This is a genomic window from Phytohabitans rumicis (genome assembly GCF_011764445.1).
Lineage (GTDB): Bacteria > Actinomycetota > Actinomycetes > Mycobacteriales > Micromonosporaceae > Phytohabitans > Phytohabitans rumicis.
In genome coordinates this window covers 518337-534380 of record NZ_BLPG01000002.1, presented here as the reverse complement: position 1 = coordinate 534380, position 16044 = coordinate 518337, and the positions used below count along the sequence as shown (strand labels likewise).

The window sequence follows — 16044 nt, the reverse complement described above, 5'->3', positions numbered from 1 at the left end:
TTGACTTCATGCGCACATGAACCGGCACGGTTACCGGCGTGCGAAACCTGATGGATCACTTTCTTGTCCGGGCGACGGTCGCCGAGGTGGCGGCCGTCACGCCCCGGATGCGGCGCGTCCGCGTCGTCGGGGACGCGCTGCGCGGTCTGGACTGGACCCCCGGCCAGCACGTCCGGGTACGCGTCGAGGACCTGCGCCTGCGTTCCTATTCGGTCTGGGACTACACCGACGGCGAGCACCTGGACCTGTGCGTGCTGGACCACCCGGCCGGCGGCCCCGGAGCCCGCTGGGCCCGGCGTATCGGCGCCGGCGACCCGGTCGCGTTCACCCGTCCCCAGGGTCGGCTGACGCTGCGCGACGACGCCCCGTACCACCTGTTCGTCGGGGACGAGACGGCCTCGGTGGCGTTCGGGCCGATGCTGTGCGCGCTGCCCGCGGACGCCCGGGCGTACGGCGTCATCGAGACCGAACGGCCGGACGACCGCCTGCCGCTGGCCCGCGTCGACGGGTTCGAGTGGATCGGCCGGGACGGTTTGGTCGCCGCGCTCCGCGCCCTCGACCTGCCCGCCGAACCGGGCGTGGCGTACGTCGCCGGCGAGGCCCGCGCCTGCCAGGCGGTACGCCGTCACCTTCGGACCGAGCGCGGCTGGCCGCGCGAGGCGGTGACCGTGAAGGCGTTCTGGGCACCCGGAAAACGCGGCCTCGACTAGCCTCCGGTACCGTCAGCCGTCATGAACACCGGACCGGCGCCACGCCACGCACGGATTGGCGACCCGGTGGACAGCTGATCGACCGGCGGGTGCTTCGTGAGCACCCGGCCGATTCGGCACGCGGGCCTCCGAGCGATCGACGCTCACCAGGTCCCGTCATCGTCGTGTCGAACAACAGGGAGGTCAGCCGAATGGCAGTCAGTTTCAACCACACCATCATCGCCGCCAAGGATCGCAACGAATCGGCCCGGTTCTACCGCGAGCTGCTGGAAGTTCCGGAAGCGCCGTCCTGGGGTGTGTTTACCAACGTCCAACTCAGCGACGGCGTGCTGCTCCAGTTCGCCGAACCGCCGGTGGAGATTCAAATGCAGCACTACGCGTTCCTGGTCGACGACGATCTCTTCGATAGGGCGTACGCGCGACTGAGCGACCGCGGCATCGAGCACTGGGCCGATCCGCAGATGCGCCGCCCCGGCGAAATCAACAATGGGCATGGCGGCCGCGGAGTCTACTTCAAAGACCCCGCGGGCCATGCGATCGAACTGATCACCCGCCCGTACGTGTAGCGGCAGCCTCGGGCCGGGCGGCCGTCACGCGGCGCCCGGCCAGCTTCGTGTCCGCTTGCAGCGACTTCCATCCAGGACCAACTTGCTCTCGGCGCGCTACCGCGCGGCCACCGTCTGAATCTCAGTCCGTAGGTCGTTCACCCGTGGTAGAGCGTGATACGGCTCTGAGTCGGCGAGCAACTCGCGTAGACGAACCCTCACCATGACAGAGGCGGTGTTCGTGGCGAGGGCGACCGCGCGCTCGCCGTCGTCGCAGGCTTGTTCCGGCTCGCCGGCGACGAACCGCACACGGGCTAGCCGAATTTGGTTGAGTACGTCGTTGCGGCCGCGGCCCTCGCCGGCCCTCGCCAGCGTCTGGAGGGTGCGGTCCTCGGCCTTGCCCGCGAGGCTTCGGTCGTACTTGGCCAGCACGAGATATGCGCAGGAGGCGGTCGACAGCAGCTCGGCTTCGGAGGCGTCGATGGAGGGCCGTACGTGTGCCAGGTTGAGCGGATCGGCGGCGAGGCGATCGTGGTCGTCGGCTTGGGCGTAGAGGTCGAACGACAGGGCGAGGGCATTCTCCACTTCCGGTACGCAGCCGCGCCCGTGATAGGCCAGTGCCCAGGCTTTCTGGCTGCTGAGGATCGCTCGCACCGTGTTGAAGCGGCTGCGGTCCTGGGGGAGCTGGTTGAGGGCGAGGTCCAGGAGCCGGACTGCGGTGTCCGGGCGGCCGAGCCAGCGCATGTGACGGGCCATGTCGGCGAGGATTCCGACGACGAGGAGTTGTGCTCTGGGGTCGGTGGATTCCCGGGCCGCTTGGAGGCCGTAGGTGAGGTAGCGCTGGGCTGGGCCGCTCATGCCGGAGTCGTGGCACATCCAACCGACCATGCCGGCGAGTCCGGCGACGGCTGCGAGTAGCTGGTTTCCGACGGTCGCGGTGTAGCTGCCGTGCTGCATGAGATCGACGGCGTACTTGAGTTGGCCGACCGCTGCTTCGCGACTCAGACCGCCGCCGACCTCAGCGTCAGTGGCCGCGAAGTAGCGTGTCGACTGCTCGATCCGCTTCACGTCGGCGGTCCCGATACGGCCGCCATTACCGATGCTGGGGTCAACGCCACCTACAGGGACGGTGAGCCAGCGCGCGATCGGGTCGACGAACGATGCGCCGGTCGCAGCGCTGACCGCTGCGGCTAGCGCTTCCCGCCTGGTCAGCATGTCGCATCCAATCAACGCCCCTAGGTTTTCCAGGGTACGGGCGGTGGCCCACGGCTGTAAGTGGGCGGGCGTAGGCCCATCGCCACTGCGCAACTCGGGCCAGACGACGGTCGCTGGCACCGTGATGCCCCAGGCGTCGCTGAGCACGGCGGCGACCACGTCTGGGTTCTGGCAGACGCTTCCGCCCAGCCAGCGTTTGACGCTGACGTGGTCGTAGCTGAGCTTGACGCCGTGCATCTCCCAGCCGCGCAGGTTGACGGCGTTGGCGAACCGCTCCAGGGATGGAAAGCCTGAGCCCTGAATGAGCGCGGCAAGCCCTGGATTGGCGACCTGCTTGGGCAGCTTCACTGCAGCCTCCTGGGGTTCTTGCCGGACATAGATATCAATTGTCGCGCAGAAGGTAGCTCTGCCGCAGCGGTCGGGGAATCGCCGCGCACCTTTCGCGCACCCCCGCCTAGGAATTCCTCGGTCTCCGTATGGGGCAGCCAACCCACTCACAGTGGTTCACGGCATCCAGGGGTTCCTATTCCGAGCAGGGACGCCCACCGCCGGGTGCCGCCGAAAGGCCCCGGCCGGACGCGACGCATGGACTCCGTCCGGCCGGGTGCCGCCGTCAGCAAGGCCGCGCAGGTCGGAGGAGGTTCTGTGACCGTTGCCGAGATCGATTCCAGTAGCGCCGATATAGGGCCCAGAGTGCGTCGTCCCAATACCTGGTTGCGACAAGCGCGACTCAGGACGCCGTCACCATCCGACTCCGGGCGGCCAATGTCGCGTCAAGAGGTGGCTGAGGCGGTCAACGCTCATGTTTACCTCGCCACCGGGCGAGTGTCTGCCATGAATGCGCACTATGTCAGCCGCCTCGAGCGCGGCGTTCGGCGCTATCCGACGGCCGACTACCGCGCCGCCCTTCGCGCGGTGCTCAGGGTGACAACCGATGCCGAGCTTGGCTTCATGGCGCCCTCGCATGTGTCCGGCTGGGCGCACGGTGCCCCTTCCGCCAACGAAGCGGTCGCTACGCCATTTGCTGGAGCGCCGTCCCAAGCTATGGTCACGCGGTTGGTCGTGATGCCGGGCATGGCAGCGGTCGTCGTCGTAGCCGCTGACCGCCCGGTACTGCTGACGCTCGTTGACGGGTACATGGCATGGGCATGACAGCCACAGTGTTACCGCACGTACTCGGCCTGACCCCGTGGCTGGCGGCCTGGCGGGAGGAGCTTTTGCACCTCATGGGCGTCCAAACACTCGACCAGATCCTCGTCGCGTAACGACCAGGTGGGCGTGTGGACGGCAGCGTCGGCCGTGGCCTTGAGCTGCGTCAACACATCCGGCATCACCCATCCATTGTCGTACACGCGTGCGAAGATCACTGGCCCCGTTCGGCGACCAATCCGTTGATCAGGGAGCATCTCGCGCGTGTCGTGGGCGTGTCGTAGAGGAAGGTTGGCCACGTCCACATTGGAGGCTCGATCCACCGTCGGTATGGAGACGAGGCGGACTGAGGCATTCAAGAACCCGGCGCCTTGTACCCGGGCCGCCGCGCGGCGCCGATCTAGGGAATGCCCGCCGATCAAGGACGAACGGTCGTGCTTTGATCTCCAATCCACGACCGTTTGCCCTTGATCGACGGCCTGGTCCTTGATCGGCGCACCGCCGTGGCCGGGCGGTCGCTCGCTGGCGCCGATGAATCCGCCCGCCGTCGGCAGTCACCCTCGCGGATCCACCAACCGACCGCCGGGGCCAACCCGCGTACGACCGTGACGGTGGTCGCGACGGGGCGGCTGGGCGGCTGGGCGGCTGGGCGGCTGGGCGGCGAGTCAAGCCTCGAACGAGGACAGTGACCAGTTCGGCGCGGCGTACCGGCGTGAGTGTCGCCGGTACGCCGCATGCGTCGTCGGAGTCGGTTCTAGGGGGCGTAGGTGATGTTCGGGCGTGGCGGCGTGGCCATGCCGGCGCCGAGGAAGTAGTCGACGTGGTGGGACTGCACGTATCCCTTGAGTGTCATGGCGTTGCGGTACGCGGGGTTGTGCGCGAGCGCGTAGAGCCGGGTGCTTGACGGCTGGTTCGTGGTGAAGATGATCAGCTCGTTGTAGCTGGCGTTGGTGTATACGACTTCTTCGCGCCAGTCGCCGAGGATGTCGCCGTGGAACGTCGGGTTCGGGCCGCCGGACGCGTTGACGGAGCCGTAGTTCCAGGTGCTGACCAGCCGGGGGACGCTGCCGGTCGCGGTCGGGGCGGCCGGGTTCCACTTCTCGATTTTGCCGTCGTTGAGCAGTTCCATTGTGGTGTCGCCGTCCCACCACAGGCCCAGGTGCGGCCAGGGGCGCAGCGTGGGGTTCGGCTCGGCGAGCTGGTTGGTGGGGCGTTGTAGAGGCCCGAGAACGACCACACTTCCATGCCGGGGAAGCGCGGGTCGATGTCGCCGGCCATGCCGCGCCCGACGTCGCCGACGCCGGCCTCGACGTGCCGCCAGATGATGGCGCCGGTCCCCGCGTCGTAGTAGTACTCGCGCAGTCCGCTGGGGTTGTCCTGCTGGACGCCGTACCCCTGCAGGCCGGCGCGGTTGGGGTCCATCTTCGCGATGTGGAAGCGGTCGCCGTGGATGATGCCCTGCGGGCCCAGCGAGTACTTCAGAGTGCCGTTGCCGTTGAGGACGAACCCGATCTCGGCGACCTCGTCGCGGCCGTCGCCGTCGACGTCGATGATGCGGGTGTTGTGCCCGTCGGGGGCGTTCTGGCTGCCGCGCAGCCACTTCCATTGCTGGGTCACGGCCCCGCCGGTGAACCGCCAGGCGGCCATCACGAGGTTGAAGTCGCCGGTGCCGATCCGGTTCTTCATGAACGCGACCAGGCTCGGGTTGACGCCGTCGAGGTAGCCGACGCCGAAGCGGGCGTACAGCGGGCCGTCGGCCAGGTAGTCGGTCGGCACCGGAGCGGTGGCCCGCAACGCGCCGGTCTGTCCATTGAGGATGGCGATGAACTGGAGGTTGTTGTTGCTGTTGGTGAACGTGGTTCCGTTGCCGAACACGACGCCGTTGGCGATCCGCAGCGCGACCTCGGCGAGGCCGTCGTTGTCGAAGTCGTACACCGTGACGCCGTCGTTGTGGCCGACGTCGATGGTGGACGATCCACCCTCGATGTTGTCCTGGTTGGTGCTGTTCGGGCCCATGTTGACCGACCAGAGGAACTGGCCGTTGCTCCGGTACGCCTCGATGGTCTGCGGGGACGTCTGCCGGTCCAGGACGAAGTCGTACTCGCCGTCGCCGTCGAGGTCGCCGACCCAGACGAACTTCACCGGCCCGCCGGCGCGCAGCGGCAGGCGTACGACTGGCTCGGTGGCGTGGTTGGCGGTCAGCGTGAACGCCCCGCTGGCGGCCTGCTCGACGCCGCCGATCACCGGGCGGACCCGGTACGCGTTCGACTGGGCCAGGTTGGCCGTGGTGTCCACATAGTTGGTGCCGCCGGTCAGTACCGCGGAGTTGAGTTTGACCTCAGCGGCGCCGGCGGTGGACCGGTACACGTTGAAGCCGATGCCGGCCGGGTCGAGCCCGAGCAGCCGCCAGCTGACCAGGACGCTGCTGGTGCCGGTCCGTACGGCCACGACGCCGCGGCCGAGGTTCTCCAGCACCCGGCCGGTCGGCGTGGGGGTGGTGCCGCCGGTGGTGACGTCGACGTAGTCGACGTTGCCCAGCCCGGAGGCGGTGGTCGCGGCGAGCCGGATCGTGTTGCTGCCGGCGTTCAGCGTCACGGTCAGCGTGCGCGTGGCCCACGCGTTCCACGCGCCGGTGGCGTCGAACGCGAACGCGGACTGCACGACCGTTCCGTTGACGCTGACGTCGGCGGGCCGGCCGGCGGTGCCGCCGTTGGCGTATCGGATGTCCACAGTGGCGCTGCCGGCGCTGGGCGCGGTGACGGTGAACTGCGTTGCCGCGCCGACCGCGGCGTTGGTGTCGCAGAACCCGGTGCCGGAGTAGCCGGAGTGGTTGGCGGCGATGGCGCCGTCGCAGGTGGCCGGCGCGGTCTCGGCCTCGTACCGGGTGGTCGCGGCGGACGCGGTGAGCGCGACGAAGACCCCGGCGCCCGAGAGGAGGATCGCGGCCGACGCGATCGTCGCGAGCCGCTTCACGACTGCGCCAAGTGGTCGCCGACCAGCGCCAGGCACTGGATCGCGGCCAGGCCGTACTGGGCGCTGGCGTTGGTGGACACGAAGCTGGCCTCGTCGACCGGCTTGAGCACGGCGGGGCCCTCGACCCGCGTGGAACGCCAGGGAGCGTTGCGCGGGTAGCCGGCGTGGCCGGTGTAGAACTCCTGCCAGGCCCGCGCCGCCAGGGTCGCGTTGCCCGTCTTGGCGGCGGCGTACGCGGTGAGCCGGGAGTGGGCCTGGCGCAGGTTGAGGTTGCCGAACGAGGAGCCGGTCTCGGCGATCTGCTGGGCGGCGGTGCCGTTGTAGAGCCGGCAGTACTGCAGCCAGGTGTCGGTGAATTCGGGCATGTCGATCAGGTCGATCAACTCGCTGCACATCTCGACGAGGCCGAACACCGCGCCGAGCGATCCGACCGACACGACCGGCGCGGCGGGTGCGAACTCGCCGGTGTCCAGGTCGTACAGTCCGCTGCCCTGGATGAAGCCGTTCGGCATGGCGGCGATGGTGCGGGCCGTGTTGAGCAGCTTCGTGCGGGCGATCGGGTCTCCGCCGCGCTCCCACTCGGTGAGCCAGGCCGCGGCCAGGCCGCTCCAGTCGGTGCCGGTGCCGACGCTCAGCGCGTGCGGGTCCGGCTCGTACGGCTCGGTGCGGATCTTGCGGATCGGGTCGAGGACCAGGAACGTCCGGTCGGAGTCGACCAGGTCGCGCATCAGGTCGCCGGTCCGCTCGTCGGCGGTGAGGAAGTAGTAGAAGCGCCGGTACACGGCGGTGCTGATGCGCAGCTGCTTGGCGCTGTCGGCCCAGTGCAGGACGCCGTGCCGGGTGCCGAGGTCGCGGTACTTGCCGAGGTGGTAGACGTCGACCTCGCCGGTGTGCCGGGTCATCGCCTCGGCGAAGCGGAACACGTCGGCCCGCCCGGAGCGCAGGTACTGGTACCACAGCCACAGGTCGGGGGACAGCTCCGAGTTGGCCCAGGCGTACCCGCCGACGTCGTACCGCCAGACGTGCCGGTCCGGGTCGTAGCTGTGCATGATGTCGCCGTAGTTCCAGAAGCCGTACCAGGAGCGCTGCTCCACCTGGTGGCGGTGGAAGTCGACGAGGAAGTCCAGCCGGTCTTCGATCTCGCGCCGGGCGGGGGTGCCGCGGTCGACCGGGCTCCAGTCGCCGAAGACGCCGGCGGCGTGCAGGTGCTCGGGCGGGGCGACGATCAGCGGCGGCGTCCGGACGGCGGCGGCCAGCTGGGCGAACCGGTCGGCGGTCGGGGTGGCGTCCAGCGCCCACAGGGACAGCTCGGTGGTGCGCGCGATGCCGTACGGGCTGCCGAAGCCGGGCTCGTAGTCCTCGTACGTGATCTCCAGCCCCTCGAGCTGCTCGGCGTACGTGTCCTGGCCCATGCCGTCGTGGTAGAAGCGCAGGTCCATCGGGGTGGCGTCGGGCGACCAGAGCCAGGCGGTCACCTCGGCGGTGTCACCGGCCGCGCCCCGGACGTCGAGCTGGGTCGGGTGCAACTGCCAGAAGTCCTTCATGCCGAACGCGAGGCCGCCGGAGACGCCGCCGACGTACCCGAGCCCGCCGGCGCGGCGGCCGGTGTCGACCTGGACCCAGCCGTGGCCGGCGGAGGTGCGCTTGCGGACGTCGAAGCAGCCGTCGGACAGCTGCCGCAGGCTGTAGTCGCCCCAGGCCGGGATGAGGTGCAGCCGGCTGGTGACGCGGGCGTCCCAGGTGGCTGGGTCCGGGGTGGCGCGGCCGGCGATCTGTGCCTCGCGGGCCGCCGCGCCGGGGTCGCGGCGCAGTCCGGTGATGCCGCGCACGGCCTCACCGAGTACGCCGTCGCCGTCCCCGGCGAACCGGATGTGCCGGTCGTGCGGCGCGTCGGCCATCGGCACCTGGAAGCGGACGCCGAGGCCGCCGATGAAGTCCTTCTGCTCGTCGCCGTCGAAGACGAACGTGTGCACCATCCGGATGCCGTCGCTGCCGGCGTAGAGGTACAGCCGGATGGTGAACGGCAGCCACTCGCGGTGTCCGCGCTCGGCGCGGTGCCGGCCCTCGACGCGGATCACGGCGCGCACGGGGCCGCGCTGCTCCACGGTCACCGCGCGGATCGTGCTGGTGAACCGTTCGGTCCGCACGACGGCGGGAGCGTCGTCGGCGGTGTCCGTCCGCAGGCACACGAGCGTGCCGTTGGTGGCGGTGGTGCGGTCGCCGCGGGCGATCGACGGCACGAGCACCGGGCCGCGGCGGGCGATCCGGCAGCGGATGACGCCGGTGTCCACGTCGATCGCCTTGGCGGTCTCGGTGACGCGCAGCGGGGTGGCCGGCGCGGCCGCGGGGCCGGGGCGCAGCGCGTACCGCTCGGCCGGCGGCACCTCGGTGCCGATCGCGTGCGCGGTCCACTTGACGCTGCCGTCCGGCCAGAACCCGGTCGGCCAGGACTGCACCGGCACCGGCGTGCCGTCCACCGTGGACAGGGACAGCTCCGCCTCGCGGGTGAGCGTGCCGCGCGGCCACGGCACGCCCCAGGTCGCGCCGGCCAGCGCGGCGGGCGTGCCGCCGTCGAGCCAGCGCAGGGGTACGTCGGCGGGGGCGGCCGTGGCGGTGCGGGCCGGCGCCGCGGCGGCGGATCGGGATGGCGCCGGGAGTTGGCTCGCCGCCCCGGCGAGCGCGGCTCCCAGCAGGAGGGTGCGGCGGGGGAGCGTGGGCATGGAGGCCCTCCACGTGAGGTGTGGAAACGGTTACTACGCCATGCAGGGAATCAGGCGCAACCACGACTGTCAATACCCGGATTTCCATGCTGTACCTGGCGTTGATCGTGCTCTAGGCTCTGGATCATCAATGCAAACGCTTTAACTTACGTGCTCCCGCCGGGCGACGGGTTCCTCTCGCCGTACACCGGGTGGACCCGCGCCCACTGGGAGGCCGCCGCCGACCACCTGCTCGACGCGGTCGTGCCGTACGCCGTGCCCGGCGCCGCCCAGTACCGCCTGCCCGGCCGGCCCAGCACCGCGGGCCTGTCCAGCGACGGGCTGGAGGGGTTCGCCCGCACGTTCCTGCTCGCCGCGTTCCGGATCGCCGGTGCCGGCGGGGCGGTGCCGGCGGCGCTCATCGAGCGGTACGCGCAGGGCCTCGCCCACGGCACCGACCCCGCCCACCGGTACGCCTGGCCGGCCGCGGCCGACTGCTCGCAGCAGATCGTGGAGGCCGCCTCGATCGCCCTCGCCCTGCACGAAACCCGGCCGTGGCTGTTCGACCGGCTCGACCCGGCGGTGCGCGAGCGCGTCGTGGACTGGCTGGCCGGCTTCGGCGGCAAGCGGACCTGGCAGAGCAACTGGGTGCTGTTCCCGGTGATGGTCCAGCAGTTCCTGGCCGACATCGGCGGCCCGCACGACCCGGCGCAGATCGAGGCCGGGCTGGACCGGATCGAGCAGTGGTACGTCGGGGACGGCTGGTACACCGACGGCGCCGGCCGGTGCTTCGACTACTACGCCGGCTGGGCGATGCACCTGTACCCGCTGCTGTGGGCGCGCATGTCCGGCGACCGGGAGCGGGGCGAGAAGTACCGGGAGCGGCTGCGCGCGTTCCTGGGCCAGTACCAGCACATGTTCGCCCGGGACGGGGCGCCGGTGCACCAGGGCCGGTCGCTGTGCTACCGGTTCGCCTGCGTCGCCCCGCTGTGGCTGGGCGAGCTGGTGGACGCGAGCCCGCTGCCGGCCGGGCGTACCCGGCGGATCGCCAGCGGCGTGCTGCGGCACTTCGCCGAGCGCGGCGCGCCGGACGAGCGCGGGCTGCTCGGCCTCGGCTGGTACGAGCGCTTCCTGCCGAGCACCCAGCTCTACTCCGGGCCGGCCTCGCCGTATTGGGCGGCCAAGGCGTTCCTCGGCCTGCTGCTGCCCGCCGACCATCCGGAGTGGACGGTGCGGGAGAGCGCCGCGCCGCTCGACGAGGGCGACCAGGTGGTGGCGATGTCCGGGCCCGGCTGGCTGCTGCACGCCACCCGGCACGACGGCGTCGTCCGGGTGGTCAACCACGGCAGCGACCGGGCCCGGCACCTCGCGGCCGACGGCCTCGAAGACCCGCACTACACCCGCTTCGGGTACGCCTCGCACGCCGCCCCGAGGCCGGCGAGCAGGCCCGGGTACGCGCCGTGGACGGCCACCTCGCCGTGGTGGCGCCGGACGGCACGGTCTCCCGGCGGCGCCGCATCGAGCCGGTCGCCGCGTACGACCGGTTCGCCGCCTCGGCGTACGAGGACGACCCCGTGCGCGTGGAGACGGCGTCGGTGGTGCGTGGGCCGTGGGAGGTGCGCGTGCACCGGGTGACCGCGCCGCAGGGCTGCGCGGTGCGCGACGGCGGCTACGCGCTGGCCGGCGACCACCCGCCGGACGTCCATACCGGACCCCGGTGGGCCCGCGCCGTCCGGCCGGACGGGCTGGCCAGCGTGGCGGTCGGCCTGCACGGCTTCCACGCCGCCGGCGCCGCCCGCGCGGTGGACGCCAACGCGTACGGCGTGTGCTCGGCCACCCCGTACCTGACCGCGCCCGACCACCCCGGCGGCACCGCGTTCTACGTCTCGCTGGTCGCGCTCACCGGCGACCGCGTCGACCCGGCCGCGCTCGGCGCGTCGGTCGCGGTGGCGGTCGACGGAGACCGGGTGACCCTGACCTTCCCCGACGGGGAGCGGGTCGAGGTCACGCTCGGCGCCGAGCCCGCGTACGCCCGCTATCCGGCCGACGGCACACCCGTGCGCTGGCCCGCCGGTTGACACCACCATCTGTTTCTGTAACCGTTTTCCGAAACTGGCCCGCGGGAACAGGAACGGGATGACGATGGCGCGGCGCGCGACGATCCGCGAGGTGGCCGACCGGGCCGGCGTGTCCGTCGCGACCGTGTCCCGGATCCTGACCGGCAGCTACCCGGCCGCGCCGGCCACCCGGGCCCGGGTCATGCGCGCCGTCAAGGACCTGGACTACGTGGCCAACGCCCACGCCCGGGCGCTGGCCGGCACGCCGAGCAAGAGCGTCGCCATCGTGCTCAACTCGGTCGTCTCCCCGGCGTACGCCAGCGTCGCCCAGGGCGTGGAGACCCAGGCGGCGGCGCAGGGCCGGCTCTGCCTGATCGGCACCACCGGCGGCGACCCGGAGCGCGAGCTGGCCATGGTCAAGTTCATGCGGGAGCAGCACGCCGAGGCGGTCATCCTGGTCGGCAACGTGATAGCCGACGAGAAGTACCGCGAGCGGATGGGCCAGTACGCGCACTCACTGGCCGCGATCGGCTCCCGGCTGGTGCTGTGCGGGCGCCCGCCGCTCGGCCCCGAGGTGCCGGCCGTCGTGGTGGAGTACGACAACGCCGGGGGCGCGTTCGCGGCCACCAGCCACCTGCTGTCCGCCGGGCACGAGCGGATCCTGTGCCTGGGTCGCCGCCCCGGCTACCTCACGGCCGAGGGCCGGCTCTCCGGGTACCGGCGGGCGCTGGCCGCCCACCGCGTGCCGCACGACCCGGGCCTGGAGCGCGACGGCACGATGGAGTGGCACGAGGGCTACCGGATGATGAAGGAGCGGCTGGCCGCCGGCGCCCCGGACTTCACCGCGGTGTTCGCCCTCAACGACCTCGTCGCCGGCGGGGCGCGCCGCGCGCTGGCCGAGCACGGCCTGCGGGTGCCCGACGACGTGTCCATGGTGGGCTTCGACGACCTGCAGCCGTCGCTCGACCTCAACCTGACCACCGTGCACCTGCCCCACGAGGAGGCCGGGCGCACCGCCGTACGCCTCGCGCTGGAGCACGAGGCGCACGGCGGCACGCTGCCGCACGTCATCCTCGGCACCCACCTGGTGGTACGGGACTCGGTCCGCCCCCGCGTCGGGTAGGTGGTCAGGGCTTCGGGCTGGTCCGAGCGCAGGTGATGTCCGCCGGTGGCAGGGCGCCGTCGAGCAGGTAGCGGTTCACCGCGCCGTCGACGCAGGCGTCGCCGTCGAACAGATACACCCCATGCCGGTACGCGCCGCGCAGCGTCACCAGGCGGGCACCGGCCATCGCCCGGCGCATCACGAGCTGGCCGGCGTACGGGGTGGTCGGGTCGCCGGTCGCGCCGACGATCAGCGCGGGCACCGTGGTGCCGATCGTTGTGGGCGGCTCGGCGGGCTCGGTGGGCCAGAACGTGCACGAGGTCACGTTGCGGTTGGCCGGCCCGTACATCGGCTCGGCGGCCCGGTGGGCCTGGATGTCGCGGTAGTAGACCTCGGGGTCGCGGGACCGGGCCGCCCGGTCGGCGCACAGGCTCGCGGCGAACGCGCTCGCCCCGGCGGCCACCTCGGTCGAGGAGACCCAGTCGAACATCGCGTCCTGCTCCGCCGTGGGCGTCACCGGCACGCCGCGGGCCGCGTCGTAGAACAGCCGCATCAGGTGGCCCCACTGGGCGTACATCTGCTCGGTGTCGGTGCCGAGGACGATCCGGCGGATCGCGTTGGGGTCGAGGCGGTGCCGGCCGACCCGCAGGGTCCGGCCGCGGTCGGCGGCCCGGCGGATGACGTCCAGGGACGCCAGCGCCTGCGCCGTGGTGCCGCCCAGGTGGTACCGGTCGTCGTGCCCGGCCGCCCAGCGCGCCCAGTTGCGCTGCTCCGCCATCTGCGCCGGCCAGTCCGCGCCGCTGGCATCCGGACCGTAGGTGTCCGGGTTCACCGCGCTGTCGAGCACCAACCGGTCCACCCGACCGGGAAACAGCTGCGCGTAGACCGCGCCCAGATAGCTGCCCCACGACCAGCCCACAAAGGACACCGCCGGCTCGCCGAGGGCCGCGCGGACCGCGTCCAGGTCGCGGGCCACGTTCCGGGTCGACGCGTACGGCAGGAGCGCCGCCTGCCCGGCGCACCGGCTCGCCAGGTCCCGGTTGCGGGCCACGCTCACCTCGAAGCTGCGCCGATCCGGCCCCACCCAGGCGGCGCTCTGGGCGGTCGCGGTCGGCCAGCCGCACTCCAGCGGGGTGCTGCGCCCGTGGAAACGCGGGTCGATCGCCACCAGGTCGAAGCGGGCGGCGACCTGGGGCGCGCCGCCCGGCACCCAGGGCGGCATGCCTTGCACCAGCCAGGTCACCCGGACAGCGACTCGCCAGGCCCGCCGGTGTTGACCACCAGCGTCCCGACCCGGCGCACCGGATCGGTCGCCGTACGCCGGGCGACCGCCACCGTGATCGTGCGCCCGGCCGGCCTCGTGTAGTCCAGCGGCACGGTGACCTCGCCGCACCGGACGCCGGCCGCGTCCAGCTGCGCCCCGTACTCGTCCTCCGGGCCGGTCCGGCACTCGTGCCAGGCGATCCGCTCCGGTCGTACCTCGGCGTGTGCGATGTGGACTCCCGCCGTGACGAACGTGGCCAGAGCGACCACGGCGGCGACGGCATAGCGTGATTCGGTCATGGCAGTACGGTCGCGAGTGGACGGTCGCGCCGGTAGCCGGTCGACCCGAGACTCGGGTTCGGGATGTCCTTTCGGGATATCCCGGTACCGCCACCCGGCTGGCGTGCGGCACGCTGGACCGGTGCGGGGACGGCTGCTCCACCTGGTGCTCGGCGCGCCGCTGGGCGTGCTGGGCTTCGGCTACCTGTACGTGGTCATCGCCGCCGCCGGCGTGCTGCTGGTCACGCTGGTCGGCCTGCCGGTGCTCGCCACCGGGCTGGCCGGCGCGCGCCGCCTCGGCCGGGTGCATGTCCGCCTCGCCGGGCGGCTGCTCGATGTCCACGTCACGCCGCCGCCATCGCCGCCCGTACTCCGGCCCGGCCTGATCGGCTGGGTCCGTGCCCGCCTCACCGACGCCGACGCGTGGCGGGCTGCGCTGTATCTGTTGCTGAAGCTGCCGCACGGCCTGCTGGGGCTGGCCACGATCCTGCTGTTCTGGGGGTACGGACTGGTCTTCGTGACCGCGCCGATCTGGCGCCCGGCCGACCTGTTCTCCCTCGGCGGCCTCGGGCTCGACACCTGGCCGCGGCTGCTGATCCTCGCGCTGGTCGGCGTCGGCCTGCTCGCCGCGGCGCCGCGGGCCACCGCCGCCGTGACCGCGCTCGACGGTTGGCTGTTGCGCTCGCTGCTCGGGCCGACCCGAGCCAGCCGCCTGCGGCGCAGCCGCACCGCCGCCGTCGACGACGCCACCGCCCGGCTGCGCCGCATCGAACGCGACCTGCACGACGGCGCCCAGGCCCAGCTCGTCGCGCTCGCCATGCACCTGGGCCTGGCGCGGGAGGAGCTCGCGGACGGCGACGCCCCGGCCGCCCTCGCCCTGCTGGACACCGCGCACGCCGGCGCCAAGCGGGCCATCGTCGAGCTGCGCGACCTGGCCCGCGGGGTCTATCCACCGGTCCTCGACAGCGGCATCCAGCCGGCCATCGAGTCGCTGGCCGCCCGCAGCGCGGTCCCGGTCCACGCGCGGGTCGCCCTGGCCGAACGCCCGTCACCGGCGATCGAGGTCATCCTGTACTTCAGCGCGGCCGAACTGCTCGCCAACGCGGCCAAGCACAGCCGTGCGCGGCAGGTCACCCTCGTGCTGGCCGTACCCAGGCCGGGCTGGCTGCGGCTCACCGTCCGCGACGACGGGATCGGCGGCGCCCGCCCCGGACCGGGCCTGTCCGGCCTCACCGAACGGATCGGCACCGTCGACGGCACCCTCACCCTGACCAGCCCCGGCGGCGGCCCCACCACGGTCAGCGTCGACGTTCCGGTGCACGCCTGATGCGCGTCGTCGTCGCCGAGGACTCCGCGCTGCTCCGCGACGGGCTGACCCACCTGCTCCAGCGGCGCGGCCACCAGGTCGTCGCCGCCGTCAGCGACGCCGACTCCCTCCTGGCGGCCGTCGCCGCCGAGCCACCCGACGTCGCCGTGATCGACGTGCGGATGCCCCCGACGTACACCGACGAAGGGCTGCGCGCCGCGCTGGCGATCCGGCGTGACCACCCGGCCGTCGCGATCCTGGTCCTGTCCCAGTATGTCGAGACGCACTACGCGACCCAGCTGCTCGCCGGACCGGCCGCGGGCGTCGGCTACCTCCTCAAGGACCGGGTCGCCGACGTGTCCGACTTCGTCGCGGCGGTGCACCGCGTCGCGAGCGGCGAGATCGTCCTCGACCCCGACGTGGTCAGCCAGGTCATCGGCGCCAGCCGCCGCACCGTCGGCCTGGCGACGCTGACCGAACGGGAACGGCACGTGCTCGCCCTGATGGCCGAGGGCCGCTCCAACACGGCGATCGCCGGCAGCCTCCACCTCAGCTACGCCTCGGTGGAGAAGTACGTCACGAGCATCTTCGCCAAGCTCCTGCTGCCACCCTCGCCGGCCGACCACCGTCGGGTGCTCGCGGTCCTGCGGTATCTGGGATCCCCCGGCGGTGGGTGAGCTGCCTCACCTGTGTTCCACGGACTGGCACGGTCGACGTGCGGAGGGTAATCGTGGACGGATACCCCA

General features: G+C 72.1%; 14 protein-coding genes and 1 pseudogene. 9 read left to right on the top strand and 6 right to left on the bottom strand.

Going from position 1 to position 16044, the window contains the following annotated elements:
* Positions 1-38: 38 nt before the first annotated feature.
* Both Prum_RS46080 and Prum_RS46075 read left to right on the top strand, forming a co-directional pair.
* The gene (locus tag Prum_RS46080; protein ID WP_218577911.1) at positions 39-710 is read left to right on the top strand and encodes a siderophore-interacting protein; all 672 of its coding nucleotides are present in this window, start codon (positions 39-41) and stop codon (positions 708-710) included.
* A 191-nt stretch (positions 711-901) separates the two neighbouring features.
* Positions 902-1276 (top strand): VOC family protein, encoded by a 375-nt coding sequence (locus tag Prum_RS46075; protein WP_173085647.1) that lies wholly within the window; start codon positions 902-904, stop codon positions 1274-1276.
* A 96-nt stretch (positions 1277-1372) separates the two neighbouring features.
* On the opposite strand, the gene Prum_RS46070 is transcribed toward Prum_RS46075, so the two are convergent.
* On the bottom strand, positions 1373-2818 hold the full coding sequence (locus Prum_RS46070) for an NsdA family TPR-like regulatory protein (RefSeq protein WP_173085645.1): 1446 nt from the start codon (positions 2816-2818) through the stop codon (positions 1373-1375).
* Between the two features lie 432 nt (positions 2819-3250).
* Between Prum_RS46070 and Prum_RS46065 the strand changes: the two genes are divergently transcribed.
* Positions 3251-3622 (top strand): hypothetical protein, encoded by a 372-nt coding sequence (locus Prum_RS46065; protein WP_173085643.1) that lies wholly within the window; start codon positions 3251-3253, stop codon positions 3620-3622.
* 464 nt (positions 3623-4086) lie between these two features.
* The gene (locus tag Prum_RS46060; RefSeq protein ID WP_173085641.1) at positions 4087-4308 is read left to right on the top strand and encodes a hypothetical protein; all 222 of its coding nucleotides are present in this window, start codon (positions 4087-4089) and stop codon (positions 4306-4308) included.
* A gap of 65 nt (positions 4309-4373) precedes the next feature.
* Here the strand turns inward: Prum_RS46060 and Prum_RS55620 are convergent, their stop codons facing one another.
* From Prum_RS55620 to Prum_RS46050, 3 genes and pseudogenes are all read right to left on the bottom strand, one after another.
* A complete protein-coding gene (locus Prum_RS55620; protein WP_371871434.1) occupies positions 4374-4748 on the bottom strand; it encodes a rhamnogalacturonan lyase family protein in 375 nt (124 codons plus the stop codon).
* Between the two features lie 92 nt (positions 4749-4840).
* Positions 4841-6592: pseudogene (locus Prum_RS50425) on the bottom strand (rhamnogalacturonan lyase family protein); the annotation flags it as partial.
* Complete coding sequence (locus Prum_RS46050) at positions 6589-9312, bottom strand: exo-rhamnogalacturonan lyase family protein (protein ID WP_173085639.1); 2724 nt, start codon at positions 9310-9312, stop codon at positions 6589-6591. The gene Prum_RS46050 and the pseudogene Prum_RS50425, both read right to left, overlap by 4 nt.
* Positions 9313-9462: 150 nt before the next feature.
* Between Prum_RS46050 and Prum_RS46045 the strand changes: the two genes are divergently transcribed.
* The 3 genes from Prum_RS46045 to Prum_RS46040 are packed head-to-tail and all read left to right on the top strand — an operon-like array spanning position 9463 to position 12471.
* Positions 9463-10926 (top strand): DUF2264 domain-containing protein, encoded by a 1464-nt coding sequence (locus tag Prum_RS46045; RefSeq protein ID WP_218577909.1) that lies wholly within the window; start codon positions 9463-9465, stop codon positions 10924-10926.
* Positions 10866-11369: a hypothetical protein gene (locus Prum_RS50420; RefSeq protein ID WP_218577908.1), complete on the top strand. Its 504-nt coding sequence runs from the start codon at positions 10866-10868 to the stop codon at positions 11367-11369. The genes Prum_RS46045 and Prum_RS50420 overlap by 61 nt, the downstream gene beginning before the upstream one ends.
* A 58-nt stretch (positions 11370-11427) precedes the next feature.
* Complete coding sequence (locus Prum_RS46040) at positions 11428-12471, top strand: LacI family DNA-binding transcriptional regulator (protein WP_246278779.1); 1044 nt, start codon at positions 11428-11430, stop codon at positions 12469-12471.
* Positions 12472-12475: 4 nt separating this feature from the next.
* On the opposite strand, the gene Prum_RS46035 is transcribed toward Prum_RS46040, so the two are convergent.
* Positions 12476-13693, bottom strand: coding sequence for an alpha/beta hydrolase (locus Prum_RS46035; RefSeq protein WP_218577907.1), 1218 nt, complete (start codon positions 13691-13693; stop codon positions 12476-12478).
* Entirely contained in the window at positions 13690-14013 is a 324-nt protein-coding gene (locus Prum_RS50415; protein ID WP_218577906.1) for a hypothetical protein, read from the bottom strand. The genes Prum_RS46035 and Prum_RS50415 overlap by 4 nt, the downstream gene beginning before the upstream one ends.
* Before the next feature lie 121 nt (positions 14014-14134).
* On the opposite strand from Prum_RS50415, the gene Prum_RS46030 reads away from it, so the two are divergent.
* Together Prum_RS46030 and Prum_RS46025 are read left to right on the top strand one after the other, a co-directional pair.
* Positions 14135-15319, top strand: a complete 1185-nt coding sequence (locus Prum_RS46030; protein ID WP_173085637.1) for a sensor histidine kinase — start codon at positions 14135-14137, stop codon at positions 15317-15319.
* Positions 15319-15975, top strand: coding sequence for a response regulator transcription factor (locus Prum_RS46025; RefSeq protein WP_173085635.1), 657 nt, complete (start codon positions 15319-15321; stop codon positions 15973-15975). Before Prum_RS46030 ends, Prum_RS46025 begins: the two co-directional genes overlap by 1 nt.
* Positions 15976-16044: the final 69 nt, after the last annotated feature.